General features: G+C 33.6%; 20 protein-coding genes and 1 pseudogene. 15 read left to right on the top strand and 6 right to left on the bottom strand.

Features of this window, described 5'->3' with window-relative positions:
- Window positions 1–44: 44 nt before the first annotated feature.
- Window positions 45–1,313: an oligosaccharide MFS transporter gene (locus tag EUI_RS0105970; RefSeq protein WP_010016774.1), complete on the bottom strand. Its 1,269-nt coding sequence runs from the start codon at window positions 1,311–1,313 to the stop codon at window positions 45–47.
- Window positions 1,314–1,334: 21 nt separating this feature from the next.
- Window positions 1,335–2,315: a glycoside hydrolase family 43 protein gene (locus tag EUI_RS0105965; RefSeq protein WP_010016773.1), complete on the bottom strand. Its 981-nt coding sequence runs from the start codon at window positions 2,313–2,315 to the stop codon at window positions 1,335–1,337.
- 201 nt (window positions 2,316–2,516) lie between these two features.
- Between EUI_RS0105965 and EUI_RS0105960 the strand changes: the two genes are divergently transcribed.
- From EUI_RS0105960 to EUI_RS0105950, 3 genes are all read left to right on the top strand, one after another.
- Complete coding sequence (locus EUI_RS0105960) at window positions 2,517–3,407, top strand: ArsR/SmtB family transcription factor (RefSeq protein WP_010016772.1); 891 nt, start codon at window positions 2,517–2,519, stop codon at window positions 3,405–3,407.
- A 603-nt stretch (window positions 3,408–4,010) separates the two neighbouring features.
- Entirely contained in the window at window positions 4,011–4,262 is a 252-nt protein-coding gene (locus tag EUI_RS0105955) for a hypothetical protein (protein ID WP_010016771.1), read from the top strand.
- Between the two features lie 171 nt (window positions 4,263–4,433).
- The gene (locus tag EUI_RS0105950; RefSeq protein WP_010016770.1) at window positions 4,434–4,619 is read left to right on the top strand and encodes a putative holin-like toxin; all 186 of its coding nucleotides are present in this window, start codon (window positions 4,434–4,436) and stop codon (window positions 4,617–4,619) included.
- 134 nt (window positions 4,620–4,753) lie between these two features.
- On the opposite strand, the gene EUI_RS0105945 is transcribed toward EUI_RS0105950, so the two are convergent.
- Both EUI_RS0105945 and EUI_RS0105940 read right to left on the bottom strand, forming a co-directional pair.
- Complete coding sequence (locus EUI_RS0105945) at window positions 4,754–5,269, bottom strand: hypothetical protein (protein ID WP_010016768.1); 516 nt, start codon at window positions 5,267–5,269, stop codon at window positions 4,754–4,756.
- Between the two features lie 357 nt (window positions 5,270–5,626).
- The gene (locus EUI_RS0105940; protein ID WP_010016767.1) at window positions 5,627–6,175 is read right to left on the bottom strand and encodes a TetR/AcrR family transcriptional regulator; all 549 of its coding nucleotides are present in this window, start codon (window positions 6,173–6,175) and stop codon (window positions 5,627–5,629) included.
- Window positions 6,176–6,343: 168 nt separating this feature from the next.
- On the opposite strand from EUI_RS0105940, the gene EUI_RS0105935 reads away from it, so the two are divergent.
- From EUI_RS0105935 to EUI_RS11015, 8 genes are all read left to right on the top strand, one after another.
- Complete coding sequence (locus EUI_RS0105935) at window positions 6,344–7,351, top strand: NADP-dependent oxidoreductase (RefSeq protein WP_010016766.1); 1,008 nt, start codon at window positions 6,344–6,346, stop codon at window positions 7,349–7,351.
- An 11-nt stretch (window positions 7,352–7,362) separates the two neighbouring features.
- The gene (locus tag EUI_RS0105930; protein WP_010016765.1) at window positions 7,363–8,370 is read left to right on the top strand and encodes an NADP-dependent oxidoreductase; all 1,008 of its coding nucleotides are present in this window, start codon (window positions 7,363–7,365) and stop codon (window positions 8,368–8,370) included.
- 16 nt (window positions 8,371–8,386) lie between these two features.
- On the top strand, window positions 8,387–9,229 hold the full coding sequence (locus tag EUI_RS0105925) for an alpha/beta fold hydrolase (RefSeq protein ID WP_010016764.1): 843 nt from the start codon (window positions 8,387–8,389) through the stop codon (window positions 9,227–9,229).
- Between the two features lie 28 nt (window positions 9,230–9,257).
- On the top strand, window positions 9,258–10,007 hold the full coding sequence (locus tag EUI_RS0105920) for an SDR family NAD(P)-dependent oxidoreductase (protein WP_010016762.1): 750 nt from the start codon (window positions 9,258–9,260) through the stop codon (window positions 10,005–10,007).
- 161 nt (window positions 10,008–10,168) lie between these two features.
- Complete coding sequence (locus tag EUI_RS10100; protein WP_010016761.1) at window positions 10,169–10,360, top strand: hypothetical protein; 192 nt, start codon at window positions 10,169–10,171, stop codon at window positions 10,358–10,360.
- 95 nt (window positions 10,361–10,455) lie between these two features.
- A complete protein-coding gene (locus tag EUI_RS0105910) occupies window positions 10,456–10,740 on the top strand; it encodes an ArsR/SmtB family transcription factor (RefSeq protein ID WP_010016760.1) in 285 nt (94 codons plus the stop codon).
- Window positions 10,741–10,820: 80 nt separating this feature from the next.
- Entirely contained in the window at window positions 10,821–12,296 is a 1,476-nt protein-coding gene (locus tag EUI_RS0105905; protein WP_014947604.1) for an MFS transporter, read from the top strand.
- 47 nt (window positions 12,297–12,343) lie between these two features.
- Window positions 12,344–12,487, top strand: coding sequence for an IS3 family transposase (locus tag EUI_RS11015; protein WP_408605583.1), 144 nt, complete (start codon window positions 12,344–12,346; stop codon window positions 12,485–12,487).
- Window positions 12,488–12,570: 83 nt separating this feature from the next.
- On the opposite strand, the gene EUI_RS0105900 is transcribed toward EUI_RS11015, so the two are convergent.
- Window positions 12,571–12,888, bottom strand: a complete 318-nt coding sequence (locus EUI_RS0105900) for a winged helix-turn-helix transcriptional regulator (RefSeq protein ID WP_010016758.1) — start codon at window positions 12,886–12,888, stop codon at window positions 12,571–12,573.
- A gap of 94 nt (window positions 12,889–12,982) precedes the next feature.
- Between EUI_RS0105900 and EUI_RS0105895 the strand changes: the two genes are divergently transcribed.
- Entirely contained in the window at window positions 12,983–13,594 is a 612-nt protein-coding gene (locus EUI_RS0105895) for a nitroreductase family protein (RefSeq protein WP_010016757.1), read from the top strand.
- 881 nt (window positions 13,595–14,475) lie between these two features.
- Here the strand turns inward: EUI_RS0105895 and EUI_RS10640 are convergent.
- A complete protein-coding gene (locus EUI_RS10640) occupies window positions 14,476–14,637 on the bottom strand; it encodes a hypothetical protein (RefSeq protein ID WP_010016755.1) in 162 nt (53 codons plus the stop codon).
- Between the two features lie 225 nt (window positions 14,638–14,862).
- Here EUI_RS10640 and EUI_RS11010 point away from each other — a divergent pair, with 225 nt between their 5' ends.
- From EUI_RS11010 to EUI_RS10095, 3 genes and pseudogenes are all read left to right on the top strand, one after another.
- Window positions 14,863–15,183 carry a polysaccharide deacetylase family protein gene (locus tag EUI_RS11010; protein WP_141557731.1) on the top strand — a complete coding sequence of 107 codons (321 nt, stop codon included), beginning with the start codon at window positions 14,863–14,865 and terminating at the stop codon, window positions 15,181–15,183.
- A gap of 1,122 nt (window positions 15,184–16,305) precedes the next feature.
- The gene (locus EUI_RS0105880; protein WP_010016751.1) at window positions 16,306–16,800 is read left to right on the top strand and encodes a hypothetical protein; all 495 of its coding nucleotides are present in this window, start codon (window positions 16,306–16,308) and stop codon (window positions 16,798–16,800) included.
- A pseudogene (locus EUI_RS10095) lies at window positions 16,764–18,071 on the top strand (glycosyltransferase family 2 protein). The gene EUI_RS0105880 and the pseudogene EUI_RS10095 overlap by 37 nt, the downstream one beginning before the upstream one ends.
- Window positions 18,072–18,388: the final 317 nt, after the last annotated feature.

The following is an 18,388-nucleotide window of genomic DNA, read 5'->3' as shown; positions in this document are numbered from 1 at the left end:
TAATAATATATATATNTNTTTTTTTGTAATAATAATATTTAATACTATATTTTTTTTGGATTTTTTAAAATACTTTCCTCCCTTAATATTGTTTTCTTGTCCCCATGATCGTTTTCTAAAAGGAAGGCAGTAAAAATAGTAATAATTAACACAATACTTCCCATCAGTAAGTAGGTGTGTTGAAATCCGATTGAATCATACATATGGCCGGCTAACGCTGAAAATATAAAAACAGATATTTGCTTCATGAAATTAGCTGCCAAGGCGTAAATTGTAGCATATAAATTATTGTCAAATGTCCCGTTAATGTACTTCATTATTGAGACTAGTACCAGCGGCATTTCAAATCCGGCCATCAGACGTAGTATTACAATAAAAATCCAATTTGGTGCTAGCGCAGTACCTATAATACGAATAGCCGTAATAAATCCATAAATAATTAGTCCATTACGTGCACCAATTTTATTGATAATATATGGCATTGGTATCATTAACAAAATTTCAATCACCATTTGAATAGTTACAATGTTAGAATAAACTGTTGTAGCGTGTGCTACTGATGGAAAGAAGGTTTGAAAAAAAATGACAAACTGTTGATCAAACACGTCATACAGCGCTGATGCCCCCATGAAGAATACTCCAAGTACCCAAAAATTTCGTAATTTAAATAAATGACGAACATCGCTCATAGAAATTTTGTCGTTAACATCTGTGACTTCGTCAACATTTTCGAGGTTGATCTTATCAAAAAATGCAAACATTATTATTGCAATCATTGCTGTACCTGTGGCGGCCCAAAAAATAAGATTTGGATTAATTAGAAATAAACGTCCTCCGACAAACGAAGCTACGGCTCCTGCAATTGAACCGCCAATTCTTGAATGTCCGAACTCAAATTGATTGGTTATTGACGCACGTTGAATATATTGTTCAATAACTGAAACACCGCCATTTAGGACGAATGATAAATAAATTCCGGTAATAACAGCTATACTAAACGAGTTGGTAGCAGACAACAGTGGCATAAATGCCCATTCAAAGTAGGGGCCTATCAATAACCCTGCCCCCAAAATTACGAATACCAAGTTTTTTTTCATTACTAACTTATCGGAAAAAAATCCAAATATAGGTTGAAAAACCAATGACATAGCAGCCATCATTGAAAAAATAATACCGGCTTGGCTACCATTTAAATTAGCGACCTGCTCTAACCAAAGCGTCAAATATCCAGATACAATAGCCCAAATAAAGAAATATGAAAAATGAGAAATCGGAAATGACCAAAACATTCCCTTTCTAGTTGAGTGCTTCATTGTTATATTCCCTCCTAAATATTAGTTAGACATAAAGTGTTCAGGTTTACCAAATATTGGATAACCCTGTTCATCATACGAAAAAGGTTGTACCATAGTATGCCGATTGGGATCATATAGTGGATCCCCTTTGATATCCGAGTAATTTCTAATATGATAAACCAACAAGTCTGTCATGTCATCTTCCGATACAGTAAATGAATTGTGTCCAGGACCTAGTAAACTATTTTCCACATCCGATGTAAATACAGGGTGGTCTATTTTGCGCCAAGAATTTTTATCCAATATGTCAGAATTTTCATCGCAAACTAACATTCCAATGCAGTAATTTTCATCAGTAGCACTACCAGAGTATGTCAAAAAGAATTTACCATTGCGGTGTAAAATAGCTGGGCCCTCATTCACAGCGAATATTTTTGTTTCCCACTCGTATTCAGGGTGAGTTAACATAACAGGAGCAGTTTTTAAAGTCCAAGGGTTTTCCATTTCAGAAATATATAGATTAGTGTTTCCAAAGATTTTAGGATCTTTCTGGGCCCAAACATAATATAATCTTTTATTGTGCTCAAAAGTTGTTGCATCAAGAGCAAATGAATCGATAGGAGTTTGTATGCGTCCTTTTTCGATCCAACTAGCTTCACCAATCAGGGGGTCTTCGTCAGAACATTCAATAACATACATTCGGTGTTGAAACATACCATTTTCATCAAAATTGATTGTACTAGCGGCTGCGTAGTAAATATACCATGTATTATTAATATAGTGAATTTCAGGAGCCCAAATAAGTTCACTTTGTTCTCCAGTACCAGAGTCATGTTTTCTCCAAATAGTATGAGGCAAAGCATGTGCCAACCCAGAAATTGTTTTTGATTTGCGAATTTCAATTAAATTATAAGCTGGAATAGATGCTGAAAAGTAATAATAGCCATCAAAATGTTTATATATATATGGATCTGCCCGCTGAATAATTAGGGGGTTAGGGTAAGAAATAGAATTGCTCATAAAGAAACTCCTTTTAATTTTTTGAAAGCGCTTTCATAAATATAATTAAACACCTTTTTGAAAATATTTACAATACATTTGTTCTTTTTATTGTTTAAAAACACATTAAAAACATATTTATGTTATTATTATACGTATATAAGTATTTGTACATATATAGAAAAATACTTTTATTTGCCATTTTAAAATTGGAGGATAATTATGGAACTTGATATTGAAGAAAAATCGTTAGTTGTCTATAAGGCATTGGCAAGTGATGTCCGCTTAAGTATTATAAGGTTGTTATCTAAAAATAAAATGAGCGTTCAAAATATAGCTAGTGCACTAAATTTAAGTAGCACGATTATATTAATGCATTTGAATAAATTAGCTGAAGCTCAGATAATAACTTTTGAAAAAAAAGGTCATAACAAGATTGCTAAAATAAAAGTTGATAACATTAATATTCATTTTCCTATTGAAATTTACAGTGAGTTGGAACATTATGATGTAGAAATACCTATTGGTCAATATACTGATTTCTCTGTCAAACCAACCTGTGGCCTTGCAGGGAAAAATAACTACATTGGGAAGGTAGATGAACCACCATATTTTATGGACCCTGGGAGAATTGATGCTGGGATGATCTGGTGGAATGAAGGATTTTTAGAATACCAATTGCCAAACTATGTTGAAAAAAATAAAAAGGTTGAGATGATTGAGCTGTCCATGGAACTAGGATCAGAATTTCCATTTTCGAATAATGTCTGGCTATCGGATATTACGTTTTATGTGAATAATGTTAAGTTAGGAACATGGACTAGTCCTGGAGATTTTTCAGATACAAGAGGAATCTATACACCAAGATGGGTTCCAGATAATGTTAATCAATATGGAATTTTAAAGAACATTAGACTTACAAGTGAGGGTTGTTATCTAGATGGAAAGCCACTCTCAAATATTAAATTATCTGACATAATGAACGATGAAGCTACTGTTGTTTTTAAGGTGTCAATTGATGAAGATTCGATAAATAATGGCGGATGTACAATTTTTGGTAAAGGCTTTGGAAATCACGATCAAGGTATTAATATGAAACTTTTCTATGAATAAGAAAGTTGATTTATTTTTTAGTACGAACTCTGGTTGAGACATTATCTAATTTAGAATATTAAAAAGAGGCAGTGAGGACTGGAAATAAACACACTGTTCTTTGTGTGTTTATAGAGATGCTATTAATACTGGTATGATTTTTGCGTGGTAACCGCTGAAAGATGTTGGTACCTATCGATTTATTGGTGATGTGTCACTGCTAGAAAGATGGCACAATGTCAAGTTTCGAAGTAGCTATAAATGTTAGAACCTGCTCCTACACGGAAAATTCGGACTGCTTTGCCACTAAGGCAGAATCTAACATAATCAGGTATAGGCGTTTTTTATTAAGAAATCTAAAAGATACTCACCTGAATTTAAATCGTCAATAGTCACTTTAAAAAATGACAAACTGTGATCACGATGTTTTCGTAATTCAAAATCTTTTCACCAGCACCATTTTATTTTAATCAATACAAGAAAACTTAAAGAGTTGATTTTAAAATTAGATATAAAATATCTCGCTTTCTTTGGGGGCCAGTGTCAGACTTGTTAAGTGTGTAATCATAAGGTATTATTTCAATAACGCTCACTTTTTTATTTGTAGAAATGAAAGGAAAAATAATGAACGAATTTTTGACGACAGAACATGCGGATTGGATGGCTGCTGCACTAGAGAAGGAAACACTATCCGATATCGAAGTTGAAACAGAAATACTTGCAGAAATACTACGCGATAGTTTAACTGATTACGGAGTGGATTATCAAACAATGAGTAGAGTTTTGTATCGTGCCCTTGAAGCTGATTCATCAAGAAAAATCATTAGTCAAAATAAAGTAATTGGAGCATTCATCAAAAGAGACTATACCAATTGAAGTTAACATAATGCACGCTATAATAAGTAACGCTATAACAGGCTTTTGAAAGCCTTTTTTTGTTTGTGAAATCTCGAAATTCACAAGCAAACTTAAGTGTACATTTTTTCATTTCACAAGCATGTATGTTTTAGACCAATTGCTATTCTGGGTTACAGCAAACAAGTTAAGATGGTGGCTATCCTGGAAGGTGGTGGTGCTTATGGTTTTAAAACTGTAAACCCAGATCCTAGGAAAGGAGAGGCCTCGTGTCCGGTATCGGATGCGCTACAACTCATGCTTGCCTTTGGTGGATTCATCTTAGGCATCTTGACGTTCGTAGTTTTGTTAATCGAAAAAATTAGCAAAAAAAAATAACCATCTTATCTTTGGGATAATGGTTATTTTACGTAACTAAATTATAGCCACCGTCGAAACGGGTTTGCTAGGAGTCGTAGTTCGCGCTACGGCTCTTTTTATGTCTTTATTATAACACATGATTTATTCTATTTTCAATAACTTGCTTGCTGATATTGAAAGATATGGGGGGATATACGTGGTTCGTCCATTTTTTCAAGTGTTGGCAAATTACCTGATTCAACATTTTCTTTCATGGTTTTAAAATTTTCGATCAAATTATCAATGACTTTCAATACATCATCTTCATCTCCTGAAATGTCGCCACTTTCTATTTCGTTTTCAAATATGTTAAATGAAACACTAGTAACATCAATATCATGTTTTTTGAAATAAAGCATGTAATCGAGTAATTCGGTCACACGTGCCTTGTCGTGAATGTGGTATTTACCCAAGAAGTTAAATACTGTGTTCTCATCAGCTGTAATTTCATCATATACTTGCCCGCCAGTCTTGCCTAACACTAACCCTATGGCGTGATAAAAACGCCCAGCATAGTTATTAACATCTTGTAGCAATAGGTTCTTAAATGATGATTCAGATATGCCAGATATTTTAGCAACTTCATATCTCGTGGTATTGTTTGATTTCAAATATTCATCTAATTTCATGTTTCCCCTTTAAGAGTTATAGCTTACAAACTTGTTTCGTGCGTACCGTTCTATGGCCTTCGATTGTTCTGTTATTGTAGTCGTCTGAGAATTCTTGTAAGTTAGTAATAAACTGGTACAGGTCAATGCTACTATTGAATACGCTGTAGCAGTTTTAATATCATGATACCATACTACTGTTTAGTTCCTGCATGCGTTTTGTCATTTTTGTCATGTCGTTTACCTCTTTCTTAACCTTGAATTAATTATATCGTTAAATATAGCGGTATTAAATAGATCAATTGTTACTTTGGGTTACGTTATGGGACGTGGTAATACTGAAATACTTAATCGATGACAGCGATTGTTTAAAAAAACCTATATCCCAAAACTAATTAAATTCCAAATTGCTTCGAATCTTTTTTGATAATCAGGTAGATTCCATAGCTCTTTGAAATTTGGTAGCGTAAAAACGGCAAAAGCTGACATAATAGCTTCAGCCTTTTCTAAATCTGGATCATTATAATTCATTATAGCGTCAATTTTTTGGTAAGATTCTTTTAAAACCGATCTCAAGGCAAAGGGGTTATTATCAATATATTGCGTATTTAATACAAACATTTTTGGATTTTCATTATAAGCACGTTTTTTTGCATTGACAAATAGCCATAACCAATCGTGTAAATAGGTCTGTTTGTCTGGCATATTTTGTGCTGTTATAGTAATTTGCTCAGATATCATTTGATTAAACCATCCTTTTGCAACGGCCTCCCACAATTCTTGTTTATTCTTAAAATGCTTATATATAGCGCCATGTGTGACACCTAGTTTATTCGCAATTTGAGAAAGTGTCACATCAGTTGTGTTTGTTTCTAAAATTAACAATTGGGTGGTATCGATGATTTTTTTTTGTGTTAGTTTCTCCATGATTATTTTGTCCACTTTCTATACGTTAATGAAGAGTTAAAGTCTATTACATGATATCACACTAATCATTCAGTGACAAAGCTTGACATTTGTTACTCATAAGAATAATATAAAAAGTAACAAATGTTGTAAAATGTTACGTAATAAAAAATTGAGGAGTGATTATTAATGAAAGCAGCACAAATAATAAAATATTCAAAAGACTTTGAAGCTAAAATTGTCGATGTTCCAATACCAGAAATCAATGATGATGAGGTCTTGGTGCAGGTAAAAGCTGCAGCAGTCAACCCATTAGAAAAATTAATTGGAACAGGTGCTGTAAAGCTGATACAAAATTATAGCATGCCATTGATTCTTGGCAATGAAATGTCAGGTATTGTAGTAAAAGTTGGTAAGAATGTTACACAATATCAGATTAATGATGCAGTCTATTCCCGATTGCCACTAACAAAAATTGGCGCATTTGCAGAATATGTGGCTGTCGAAGCTGATGCGATTGGACTTCTTGCTGCTAATCTTGATTTTGTTAGCGGCGTTGCAGTCCCCCTAACAGGTTTGACAGCATTTCAAGGATTACATGAAGAATTAGAGGCTAAAGCTGGAGAATCAGTTTTCATCTCGGGTGGGTCTGGTTCCTTTGGGCAACTGGCCGTTCCAATTGCCAAAAGCATGGGACTGAAAGTTATTGTTAGTGGCAACTCCGAGTCACAAGAGCACATTTTGGCGTTAGGGGCAGATAAATATATTGATTATAAAAGAGAAAATTATTGGGAAGTATTGCATGATGTTGATTATGTCATTGATACATTAGGAGCAAGCGAAATTGCCCATGAATTATCTATCATCAAATCCGATGGCGGTGGGCGTTTACTTTCGCTTCAAGCTGGCCCAAATAGGCGTTTTGCTATAGCAAATGATTTTCCATTGTGGAAACAAAAATTATTTTCCATATCGGGTATGAAAGTTGATAGTCAAGCTGCGAAACGGAATATTGACTATCATTTTATTTTTGTACGAAGTGATGGAAAACAACTCCAAGAAGTAACCAAAATTATTGAAGATAATAATATTGTACCTTTTGTTGACCCCACTCACTTTATGCTTGATGATATTAACGAAGCATTATCATTGGTTGCGCATGGTCACCCTAAAGGAAAAGTAGTTATTAGATTTTAAGGAAAATTATTATGCAAGCAGTACAAATGTCAGTATATTCTCCCAAACTAAACGTAGATATCAATGATATTTCTACCCCTAAAATAAAAGATAATCAACTATTGATCAAAGTTATGGTAGCTGGTGTTGATCCTCATATCGTGTTGGCACTCACTGGAAAAGTGAAATTATTTGGTCGCTATGATTTTCCAAAAACTTTAGGAAATGAACTTTCAGGAATTGTTGTTGAAGTTGGTTCTCAGGTCAATAAATTTAATGTTGGTGATTATGTGTATACCATGCCACCACTTGATGATATGGGAGCTTTTGCTGAATACATTGCAGTAGACGCTGATTATGTTGCGCAAATGCCTGAAAATTTGTCTTTTGCGCAAGCAGCAGCAGTGCCGTTGTCTGGACTAACGATTATGCAAATACTCCAGATGATCAAACCAAAAGCTGGTGAGAGATTGTTTATTTCCGGTGGTACAGGTGGTTTTGGTCAAGTGGCGGTACCCTACGCCATATCTAAGGGATTGCAAGTAACAGTTAGTGGCAGCAAACCTTCAAGGGAAATAGCAGAGAAGTTGAATGCTGGATTTATTGATTATATGAGTACAGATTATGATCAACATGAACATATCTATGACTATGTGATTGATACACGTGGCGTTGAAACTGTAAGAAAACATTTAAAATTATTGAAGCCAGGTGGGCGTATGATTTCTTTAAACGGTGGACCAAATAAAAGATTTGCTCAGCGTAATCAAAATTTCTCGTACTCTAGAAAAATCCTGTTTTCACTTATTGGTTTTGTTTTGGATAATTTGGCGCAACTATCTAAAGTACAATATGATTTTTTATACGTAGAAGCCAATGGGGAACAATTGAAACAGGTAACTAAATTTATTGAACAAACGCACTTTGAACCAATAATTGATTCGGAATATTCTTTTTTACAAGTTAATGAAGCAATAAAAAAAATTGCAACGCAACAAAGCCAAGGAAAAGTTCTATTAAATTTAGAGAACACATATTAGAAAGGAAATGCTATTTATGAAAACTAGTTATATAAGAGCACCAAATCAGATGATTACAAGTTTAGATGGTACGAGATATGCGTACCGCGAGTTAGGTGAAAAAAAAGGTATTCCAGTCGTATTTTTTACACATTTATCGGCCAATCTTGATAATTGGGATCCTAGAGTTATTGATGGCATTGCTGAGAAACATTGGGTGATCACCTTTGATAATAAAGGTATCGGCTTATCTAGCGGAAAAACGCCAAATAGCATTAAGCAGATGGCTCAAGATGCTTTAGATTTTATTAAGGCATTGGGATTGTCAAAAATTGATGTTTTATCTTTTTCGATGGGTGGTATGATTGCCCAAGAATTAATAAATTACGAACCTAATTTGGTCCGTAAATTAATTTTGTCTGGTACCGGTCCTCGAGGTGGTGAAAAGATTGAAAACGTCGCAAGACTCTCTGATCTAGACACTATTCGAAGTGTCTTTACTCTAAAAGATGTTAAAACTTATCTTTTCTTTACGCGTACTGCTAACGGCCGAAAAAAAGCAAAAGAATTTTTGAGACGTTTGGAGGAAAGAAAAGAACGACGCGATAAGTCAACCAGCTGGTCGTCTTATCGTACACAATTGAAAGCTATTAGACATTGGGGATTAGCTGATCCTGCTGACTTATCTAAAATTACGCAGGCTACATTGGTAGTGAACGGTGATCATGACCGTATGGTACCGACGCCAAATTCAATTGAGTTGGCGCGTCGATTACCTAAAAGTAAACTTATCATTTATCCAGATGCTGGACATGGTGGCATTTTTCAACATTACGAAACATTTGTGAATGATGTTAATAAGTTTTTAGCACAAAACTAGTTATTGGAAAAATAGGAGATTAATTATTATGGCAGATCGTTTAAAGAATAAAGTTGCAATTGTTACTGGTGGTGTTTCAGGAATTGGTAAAGCAATTGCTAAGGACTTCTTGTCTGAAGGCGCCAAAGTTGTTATCACAGGACGTCGTGAAGAATTAGGAAATTCAGTTGCAAAAGAATTGGGTACTTCAGATGACGTGATTTACTTAAAGCAAGATGTTAGCCAAGAAGACGAGTGGAACAGTGTTGTTGATGCAACTATTAGTAAGTTTGGTAAATTTGATATATTAGTCAATAATGCGGGTGTAGGTGCTTCAGGTAAGTTACTGACACAAACAAGTTTGGCAGAATGGCAAAATGTCATGGATATCAATTTAACGGGTAATTTTCTAGGTATTCGTGCAGCGTTAAATAAAATGACAGCAGGGTCAATTGTCAATGTTTCTTCTGTGTTAGGTATGATGGCTGGTATGCCTGGCGTAAGTCCCTATGCTACTTCAAAGGGTGGCACGCGCATGCTCACTAAAGCTGCTGCTATAGAGGCTATTGCAATGAATAAAACTATTCGTGTGAACTCGGTTCATCCCGGATTCGTTGAGACAGCCTTGTTACCACCAGATATGAAATTAGCAATGGAGCAACAACATGAATCAATTCCATCATTTGGTCAAGGAGAAGATGTTGCTAAAGCTGTGACATATCTAGCTTCAGACGAAGCCAAGTATACAACAGGTTCAGAATTGGTGTTGGATGGTGGCGCAGTAGCCGGTCGTCGTTGAGGATAATAAAAAAATGGTATATATGGCAATTTGTAAAATGAGATTAAGCATTTGTCATAAAGGAAGCTTAAGAATACTATGATAAATGTATTGGATTATATGATTAATTTCTCGACATGACTTATAAATTCGACGTCCGTGTGACGATATGAAAATCGAACATGATTTATGAAGTACGTATTGTGGATGAAGTTTATTCCGGTATGATAAATATATTTTTTGAGTATTATAAAATAGGCTATGCGACAACGTCACAACAGATTGCTCGCCTTGAAGGAACATACCGTGAACAGATACCAGCAATCAAGCAACAAATTAAACATGAAACAGGGCTAATCGTCACTATTAAGTAGGTTAGTCTTTTTATTGTGTCGTATTTGTGTAACTATCTTTAGTTTTAAAATTAAAAAAATTGGTAATCATATTAGTTTAAGAGTATGCTTGTTTTATGACATTAGAACAAGCTGATTTACAAAGAACTGAAATTTTTAAAGTATTATCAGATATTAGCCGATTAAGTATTATCAGAACTTTGAATCAAAGTAGAAGAGAAATGACTTGTGGTGAAATCGGACAACAATTAAATATTAGTAAGTCTACCGTATCATATCATTTTAAAATGCTACGTGCAGTTGGACTAACAATAACAAGAAAGGAGGCACAAAGTAAGTTTTTATCTTTAAACTATCAAACTTTTGATAAGTTTTTGCCTGGTTTTTTAGATTCGCTATGAATCTTTTTATTTTAATTAATTGTTCTAATGTCATAGAACAATGAAACAACATAAGAAGTCAGTAACTTCGGGAGAATTATTTGACAAACGAGAACAAAAAATTAATAACTAGAAATTTTATTATGCTTGCCATTTTATTGGCAACATTTATGACTTCAGTTGAGACAACAATTATAATGACAGGTTTGCCTACTATCGTGAGTCAACTTCATGGTATCTCATTGCAAAGTTGGATATTTGCTACCTACTTATTGTTAACAGCATTAACAACACCAATTTATGGTAAATTTGCGGATCGAATTGGCAGAAAACCTGTATTTTTAACTGGATTAATTCTATTTTCAACAGGCTCACTGCTGTGTGGTCTATCAAACAATATAATCATGCTCGTATTGTTTAGAGCTTTACAAGGTATGGGGGCAGGTGCGATCATGCCCATTACTTTCACCATGATTGCTGATTTGTTTGATTATCAGAAGCGTTCAACAATGTTAGCATTGAACAATACAGCTTGGGGAGTATCTGCTCTTTTAGGTCCTTTGTTAGGTGGTTACATTGTGGATAAATTAAATTGGCACTGGGTGTTCTTTATCAATGTACCCATTGGAATTCTTGTCATAGTAATTATTTCACTGAAATACAAAGAGGAAAAGAAAGTACCAGAAAAGAAACCAATAGACTTTAAAGGTATTTTCTCGTTATCAGGATTTTTAGTGTCACTTTTAATACTTTTCCAAATTTTGGGTAATAGTGAAATTTCATTAATTAAAACAACAATCATAGTAGGGCTGACTTTTATCTTTGGATTCTTTTTTTGGAAAGTTGAAACTAAGGTCTATGATCCAATTATTCCGTTGTCACTGTTGCATAATAGTTTATTTTCAATTCAAGTGACAACTGCTTTACTTTTAAGTGCGATACAAATAGGATTTCAGACCTATTTTCCAATGTGGTTACAGGCCATATATAAAAGTACGGCTACTGTAGCAGGCTTGTCAGTGACGCTTAGTCCTGTATTCTGGTTAATATCATCTTTTTTTGTTGGCAAAATTGTTAAGCGTTGGGCACCAAAGTATGTTGCTATATGTCTCATCGTTATTATGGCAATTGCCTATTTACCTTTAATTTTTGTTGATAGCAATGTTACTAAAAACATATTCTTTATTATTTCTGCAGTGTCCGGTATAACGTTAGGAATTGTTATCACAATGAACACATTAATTGCACAAAGGGTAGTACCAGAAGAAAGTTTGGGTACAGCTTCAGCGATGATTACTTTAGGAAGAACATTAGGGCAAACACTCGCAGCAGGTATATTTGGTTTAGCGTTCAATGTTTCTTTGAATAGTGGCATTAAAAAATATAATTTCATTAATCGTAATCTTATTAACCAGTCTATAAGTGGCACTCACCATCTAGATGTCATTGTCCATAGAGACGCATTAAATGAAGTTATCTTAACCAGTATGCACACAGTATTCGGTATGGTATTACTACTTTTTGCTATCGTGTTATTAATTAATGTATTAGATAAGAATAAATCAGTTGTTAAATAGGGGGAAAATAATGAATAAAATAGAAAGCTTTTTCCATATATTAAAAAATAAATATTGTTCACCAAATGCAATATAAAATGGCTCAAAGTTTCAAAAAAACAGTCAATGAATTCGTCATGTATTACAACAATCGTCGCCTCAAAAAAAGGCAGTGGTTTGTCGCCTGTCAGGTATCAGCAACCCACTACTGAGTATGTTAGTTAGTCAATTCTATTTTGTCAAATTCTTTGAGTTCACATCAAGATTCAATAAATAACATTTACTTTTTGTAGGTTCAATTTGAATGATTCTCCCACTCATTAAGTTTCAAAAGCAATGGTAGTAACTCTTTAGACTTATTGGTTAAATAGTATTCTGAATGAAATGGTGCTTTATTTCCAGACAATGATTTCGAAATAAATCTCTCAGACAATAAAGTATCAAGCGAACGAACTAACATCATATTAGTAATTTCAGGTACTTGATTTCGTAGTTGATTAAATCCAATTCCTTCATTTTTAGCAATAATCCAAAACAAATTAAGACGCCATTTACCAGAAAAGGTATCCATTATTTTTGTAATGCCACATAACCATTTATCAGTAGATTGCATCTTGTGATTCCTCCTAAGTAACAAAATTGTGCCTACTAGTTTATCTCTATGATATTGATTATACTTACTTTACTGACAAAAAGAGAGGGTAAACATGAATTTTTTAGAACAATTAGACATGAGAAAATCAATCAGACATTTTGATAGTACTCATACTATTAGTGATGATGAAATTTTAAGCATATTAAATCATGCTTCTAATGCGCCATCAAATAACAATGCTCAACCATGGAAGGTTGTGGTCATCAAAGATAAACAATTATTAGTTGAAATGCAGAAACTTTCTTTTAATCAAGAACAAGTCGGGCAATCTTCAGCTGTATTTTTAATCTTAGGAGATCGACGAAGCTATGAAATTGATCGGTTAGTACAATTAAATCTTAAATATCATCTGATTACTGAGACAGAAATTAACGACAAAAAGCAAAGAATTAAAACATATTTTTCTTTGCATCCAGAAGATGAAGAGGAAGTTGGGCTTCGTTTTGATGTTGGTCTATTTAGTATGAATCTAATGCATGTTTTACGTACATTTGGCTATGATTCAGTGCCAATGAGAGGCGTCGATTTTGAAAAGATGATGCAAGTTCTTAAATTACCAGATGAATGGGATCCAATTCTTGTACTGCCTGTGGGTAAAGCAACTACAATCGGGCATTCACATCAGCGTGAGTCTGCTGAAAAATTTACAACCATTATTAAATAAAGTGTTCAAAAAAAAGCAAGCAAGTACTTATTTACCATAAAATAAGTACTTTTTTAATTACAAAATGAAAAGAGAAAATAATGATACAAAAAATATGGTTAAAGACCGTACAAATAGAGATCTATATTAAGAAACTAGAACGATTTAGGGACTTATATAGTCAATTGGGGCTGACCGCAATACGTAGACGGGATTAAACTTGATTGAACAACAACTTCATCAGGCTAAAAAACAATTAAAAGAAATAGCTATATAGTCGACCTTCACATGATAAAAAACAGATGCCACAACTATTAATTTGTGCCGTTTTTTTGTGAACCTGATTTTAGTGAGCTAACTTATTTAAACAATCTAACAACAGCCTGTATACTAGGTGGGAAAGTAACAAACTAATTTTATCAGTCAAATAATCTCCGCAAAAAAAATCTCGATTGGTTTTAACTCAATAATTTTTCTATTATCTATTGTTTTCAGAAACTCCTTTTTTAAGAGTGTTGTTAAGAATAAGTGTCCTAATTCACCAGATAAATAGGGAACTCTTTCTGAAAAACCAATACCTTGTTTTTAATTGTTGTTGCTGATTGAATATTTTAGTGTTTTTTTCAAGTTTTTCTGACCTTTTTCTGTTAAATAATAGGTATCCATAACCTTAGCTTTGACTAAACCCATATCTAATAATATTTGAAAAAGATTGATAAATGATCATAACAAGTACGTGCTTTATCTAATTTAAGCGCTTGTGGTCGGTTATCCATACAAGCGTTTGCTTTCTTTCAAAAATCTGTTAGTGTTTATAATTTTCGAGCTGCATCAGCTTGCGTTGACAAGAAGAGCCTTCTATTTGGATCAGATTGGAATCCATTCCATTCTAAACTTTTAGCTCATATAGGAAAAAATTGATTTTCACGATCTGATGCAACTTTTTTTAAAATGGTCAAAATAATTTGTGAGTCAGTTTGAATAAGATATTCTTTCAATTGTGAAACTGCTGTATCTGAATTAGCATTTAAATTTTCGAAATTATTAAATAAAACTGATGGCACGCCTAATTCATATATTAGTGAAAAGTAATGTAAATCATTAAAAGAATCATTCGATGAGTGAGACCAATTTGAATCAAACTGACATGCCTTCTTTGAATAAGAATGATAAAAATAATATTATCAATTCCGAAAATTTTTTCCGATCACTACTAATCACAATTTGAGAAACATTCAGAATAGCGATTTTATGACAGACTTCAAAATGACTTAAATCACCCAATATCAATGGTTTGGTCAATGGATGAATTTATTAAACACAGTGGAAAAAATACTATTTCTGGAAAGCATGTTGTGTTGACGTTTGATGATATTGATACCACCCTACCACGAAACATAGTACCAACTTTATGCAATTTAAGTATTTCATTTGCCATATTTGTAATCACAGGTAAAGCAGAGAGCAACTTGGACGGGGAACAATTAAAGAAATTGCAGAGTTTACCAATCATCAAGCTGTTCCTGGTGGACTTTATACCAATAATTTACATTATCAATAGAATAATAAACCAATTTTGTCGACTACGAACATATCTAATAAAACAATAATCTCAGTTTGCAAAAAATCATATATCTAGTTAAAAATTGAACTTGCTATTACCCCCACATTTTTTGCTTATCCCTGTGGAAGTCAGAATGCAACACTAACACTTTATATGCATAAGCATGACGTGAATGAAATGTTTCTGCTTGAATCTGTCACTGTTGGTAATGATATGACAAATATTATAGAGAGTGTGCCTCGATTCATTGTAATGAATACAAACTTTTATGAACTGCAGTTCTGGTTGAAATAATAGTTTAATAGGCTCTTCCAGTTAGATTAATAAGTTATTCACAAAATAAATGATAAGGCGCGTATAATGAGTGAGTAAATAACTTTAAATTTAATTTGAGAAAGGCATGTAGCAATTGAAAAAACATTGTGATTACTAATGAATCCTCAGGTGTTGGATTAGCGATTGCTAGAGATCTATATAAAGATTATCATGTTGTTTTTGTTGGGATAACTCGAGGAAAATCGTTGGGTATATCCAATCAATTGGACAATAAGGTCGATACTATCTCGCTGGTTTATCAGCAGGAGAAGGTATTGAACATGCCAACTCACAAATACGCAAAACATTTTCAAATTTTGACGTACTTATTTAGCAGTGCGATAATCATGTCTAATAGTGCTTCCAAAAATATTGCCAACAACCTGAATTGACATTACGAATTGAACTTGAAACTTAAAAGTCTACTGAAACAAGGTTGTGTATTACTGGTCAGTGGTAATCTAAGAATGATTCACATGTTGCCAATATATGACATTCAAGCAAACCAGATGGCTCGATTGGATTTTAACTTATAAGACTCTGTTAATAATCTTGTTAGCATATATCTTAAAAAAACAAAGAACCATTGTAAATTAATCTCCCTCTAGCGATATTCAGAGTGACTTAATGTCATTTACGCGTGGATTACTGAATCAATCGGTGCCACCCGGGAAATATTTTACTCTTGATTCCAGTGTGTCGGGTCTCACTAGATACTTGGTTGACAAAAGAGAGGCAATTACCACTTTTGAGGAACAAAAATATAATCTTTCAAAGGCAAAATCTGTATTAAAACAGTACCGAGATCGATGACATGAATTAATTTGGAGCTAAAATAAAAAGGAGATTTTAAATGATTGAAAAAAACGTTTTCCCCCAAGTTGAAGATGATTTCTTCAAGGCGGGAAACATAGGTTTAAAAATAAGAGAAATTATACTAGCTGTGATTGGTTGGATCATCTTCTTATTGCCCTTTATGTGGTTACTCATCACTTTATATACCCCATTTAATTGGCAAGATCTGCATTTTTTCCAATTTAAAACTGAGATTGATACTTTCCATATTTTAAGTTGGTTTCTCGGAGTCTCATTTGTTCTGATTTTGCTTCACCATGTAATAATGTCAATAAGAGTTAACCATTTCGTTGATAGTATGAGTAATGATAAAGACAGCGAAACAAAATACAGGATTGAAATACGTAATAAACGATTTGACGATATTTTTGAGGAGCGCTTTGGCAACAAAGACTTTAGGCACAATGTTAAATTCTTTAACGTTGATTCAGATAAAAATTTTGACAAGAACTACTTATTCAACAATTTACGGTCAGAGGGGAAAACAAAATGACTTCAATATTAACTATATTGTTATTGATTTTAATTTCTTATCCTATTTTAGGTTCAATGTCTTGGGTAATTGGCTCGGTGATATACAAAGTCAATTACAAATCAAAGCATAAGAATTGGGACACAGACGTTACTTACAAAGAACCCTTCATTTCTATACTAGTTGCGGCACACAACGAGGAAGATGTTATTGAGAAAACACTTGATTATTTGTTACAAGATTTAACATACAAAAGCTTTGAAATATTAGTAGTTGATGATGGCTAAACTGACGCAACTTTATCTATTTTAATGAGACATGCTGAAAAGTTCGATAAATTAAGAATTATTCATATTGAAAAAAATCAGGGTAAGGCTCATGCTCTTAATATCGGATTAGGTTTTGCAAAAGGGAAATACGTAGTAACAAACGATGCTGACACAATTCCTTCCACTGATGCACTTAACAGATACGCGAGTTACTTAAAAAGTGATTTTGCCAATTATATTTGTGCAGTCACTGCTAATATGGATGTTCAAAACCGAACAAAAATTATTACTAAATCACAGACAGTTGAATTTTCAAGTATAGTTGGCATTATTAAACGTACACAGTCAGCTGTTATGGGTGGCATATACGCATATAGTGGGGCAAACACTCTGTATAGCATGGAAGCACTTATTGATGTTGGTCTGTTTAGACAAGATCGTGCTACCGAAGATATTAGTGTAGCTTGGGATCATCAAATCAACGGATGGTTTTCAATTTTTGCTCCAGCCATAACGTTCTTTATGCAAGTGCCAGAAAATCTGCCAGATCTTTATAAACAAAGAAAAAGATGGGCTAAGGGGGGAACTGAGGTCTGGTTGACCAATGGTTTAAAAGTTGCGCGAAGACCCTTTAAAAATATTGGTCTTAGCATAATGTTTCTTGATCAAACTCTAAGTATCATTTGGTCTTTTTTCTTTTTTACTAGTTTGATATACTTTGTCACGATCTGTTTTCATTTTTTAATCATTGATGATTGGGGTAGTTTATTTAAAACGCTGACCGTATCGATGATTTTTTGTGTCTTTGAATTCACCGCCGGTCTAATGCAGGTTTTAGCTGCGTTAGTAATTGACCATGATGGTGATAAAATCAAGTACTTCCTATTTAGTCCTTTATATTTAATTTTTTATTGGATTATGAATGCCTTAACAATAGTAACCACCTTTGTTCCAGCAGTTAAAACAATTTTAGGATATGGAACTGGTGTTTGGACTAGCCCCAAAAGAAAAGTTATCAAATGAAAATTCTTTGTGATCTTTATAAAATAAAAAAGTTCACATTAAGCATCATCATGGCTGTTATCTATCATTAACACCGGAGAGATGTCTGCCTTCTTGAACCATCATATTGGTGTGCTGAAATGGTCCCAGAAACAGTCGCTCATTTTTTAGGCATTGCCTTAAAAAACATTTACAACTGGATTAAGCATGACTTTCTTAGAATTAAGTTATCCGATTTACCTGATAAAGGTGTTAGACAACAAAGTAAAAACAATGGTCGTCTATTGTCCTTAAGCAACATTCATAGAGTAATTTGATCGTTAACTGAGAACATGGAG

This window comes from Leuconostoc gelidum subsp. gelidum KCTC 3527 (assembly GCF_000166715.1).
Classification (GTDB): domain Bacteria; phylum Bacillota; class Bacilli; order Lactobacillales; family Lactobacillaceae; genus Leuconostoc; species Leuconostoc gelidum.
The sequence above is the reverse complement of the archived record's forward strand: the minus strand, read 5'-3'. Positions and strand labels throughout refer to the sequence as shown.

Coding starts and splice junctions, on each gene's coding strand:
- EUI_RS0105970 (WP_010016774.1), bottom strand. CDS start 1,313: ATGAAGCACTCAACTAGAAAGGGAATGTTTTGGTCATTTCCGATTTCT.
- EUI_RS0105965 (WP_010016773.1), bottom strand. CDS start 2,315: ATGAGCAATTCTATTTCTTACCCTAACCCCCTAATTATTCAGCGGGCA.
- EUI_RS0105960 (WP_010016772.1), top strand. CDS start 2,517: ATGGAACTTGATATTGAAGAAAAATCGTTAGTTGTCTATAAGGCATTG.
- EUI_RS0105955 (WP_010016771.1), top strand. CDS start 4,011: ATGAACGAATTTTTGACGACAGAACATGCGGATTGGATGGCTGCTGCA.
- EUI_RS0105950 (WP_010016770.1), top strand. CDS start 4,434: ATGGTGGCTATCCTGGAAGGTGGTGGTGCTTATGGTTTTAAAACTGTA.
- EUI_RS0105945 (WP_010016768.1), bottom strand. CDS start 5,269: ATGAAATTAGATGAATATTTGAAATCAAACAATACCACGAGATATGAA.
- EUI_RS0105940 (WP_010016767.1), bottom strand. CDS start 6,175: ATGGAGAAACTAACACAAAAAAAAATCATCGATACCACCCAATTGTTA.
- EUI_RS0105935 (WP_010016766.1), top strand. CDS start 6,344: ATGAAAGCAGCACAAATAATAAAATATTCAAAAGACTTTGAAGCTAAA.
- EUI_RS0105930 (WP_010016765.1), top strand. CDS start 7,363: ATGCAAGCAGTACAAATGTCAGTATATTCTCCCAAACTAAACGTAGAT.
- EUI_RS0105925 (WP_010016764.1), top strand. CDS start 8,387: ATGAAAACTAGTTATATAAGAGCACCAAATCAGATGATTACAAGTTTA.
- EUI_RS0105920 (WP_010016762.1), top strand. CDS start 9,258: ATGGCAGATCGTTTAAAGAATAAAGTTGCAATTGTTACTGGTGGTGTT.
- EUI_RS10100 (WP_010016761.1), top strand. CDS start 10,169: ATGATTTATGAAGTACGTATTGTGGATGAAGTTTATTCCGGTATGATA.
- EUI_RS0105910 (WP_010016760.1), top strand. CDS start 10,456: ATGACATTAGAACAAGCTGATTTACAAAGAACTGAAATTTTTAAAGTA.
- EUI_RS0105900 (WP_010016758.1), bottom strand. CDS start 12,888: ATGCAATCTACTGATAAATGGTTATGTGGCATTACAAAAATAATGGAT.
- EUI_RS0105895 (WP_010016757.1), top strand. CDS start 12,983: ATGAATTTTTTAGAACAATTAGACATGAGAAAATCAATCAGACATTTT.
- EUI_RS11010 (WP_141557731.1), top strand. CDS start 14,863: ATGGTTTGGTCAATGGATGAATTTATTAAACACAGTGGAAAAAATACT.
- EUI_RS0105880 (WP_010016751.1), top strand. CDS start 16,306: ATGATTGAAAAAAACGTTTTCCCCCAAGTTGAAGATGATTTCTTCAAG.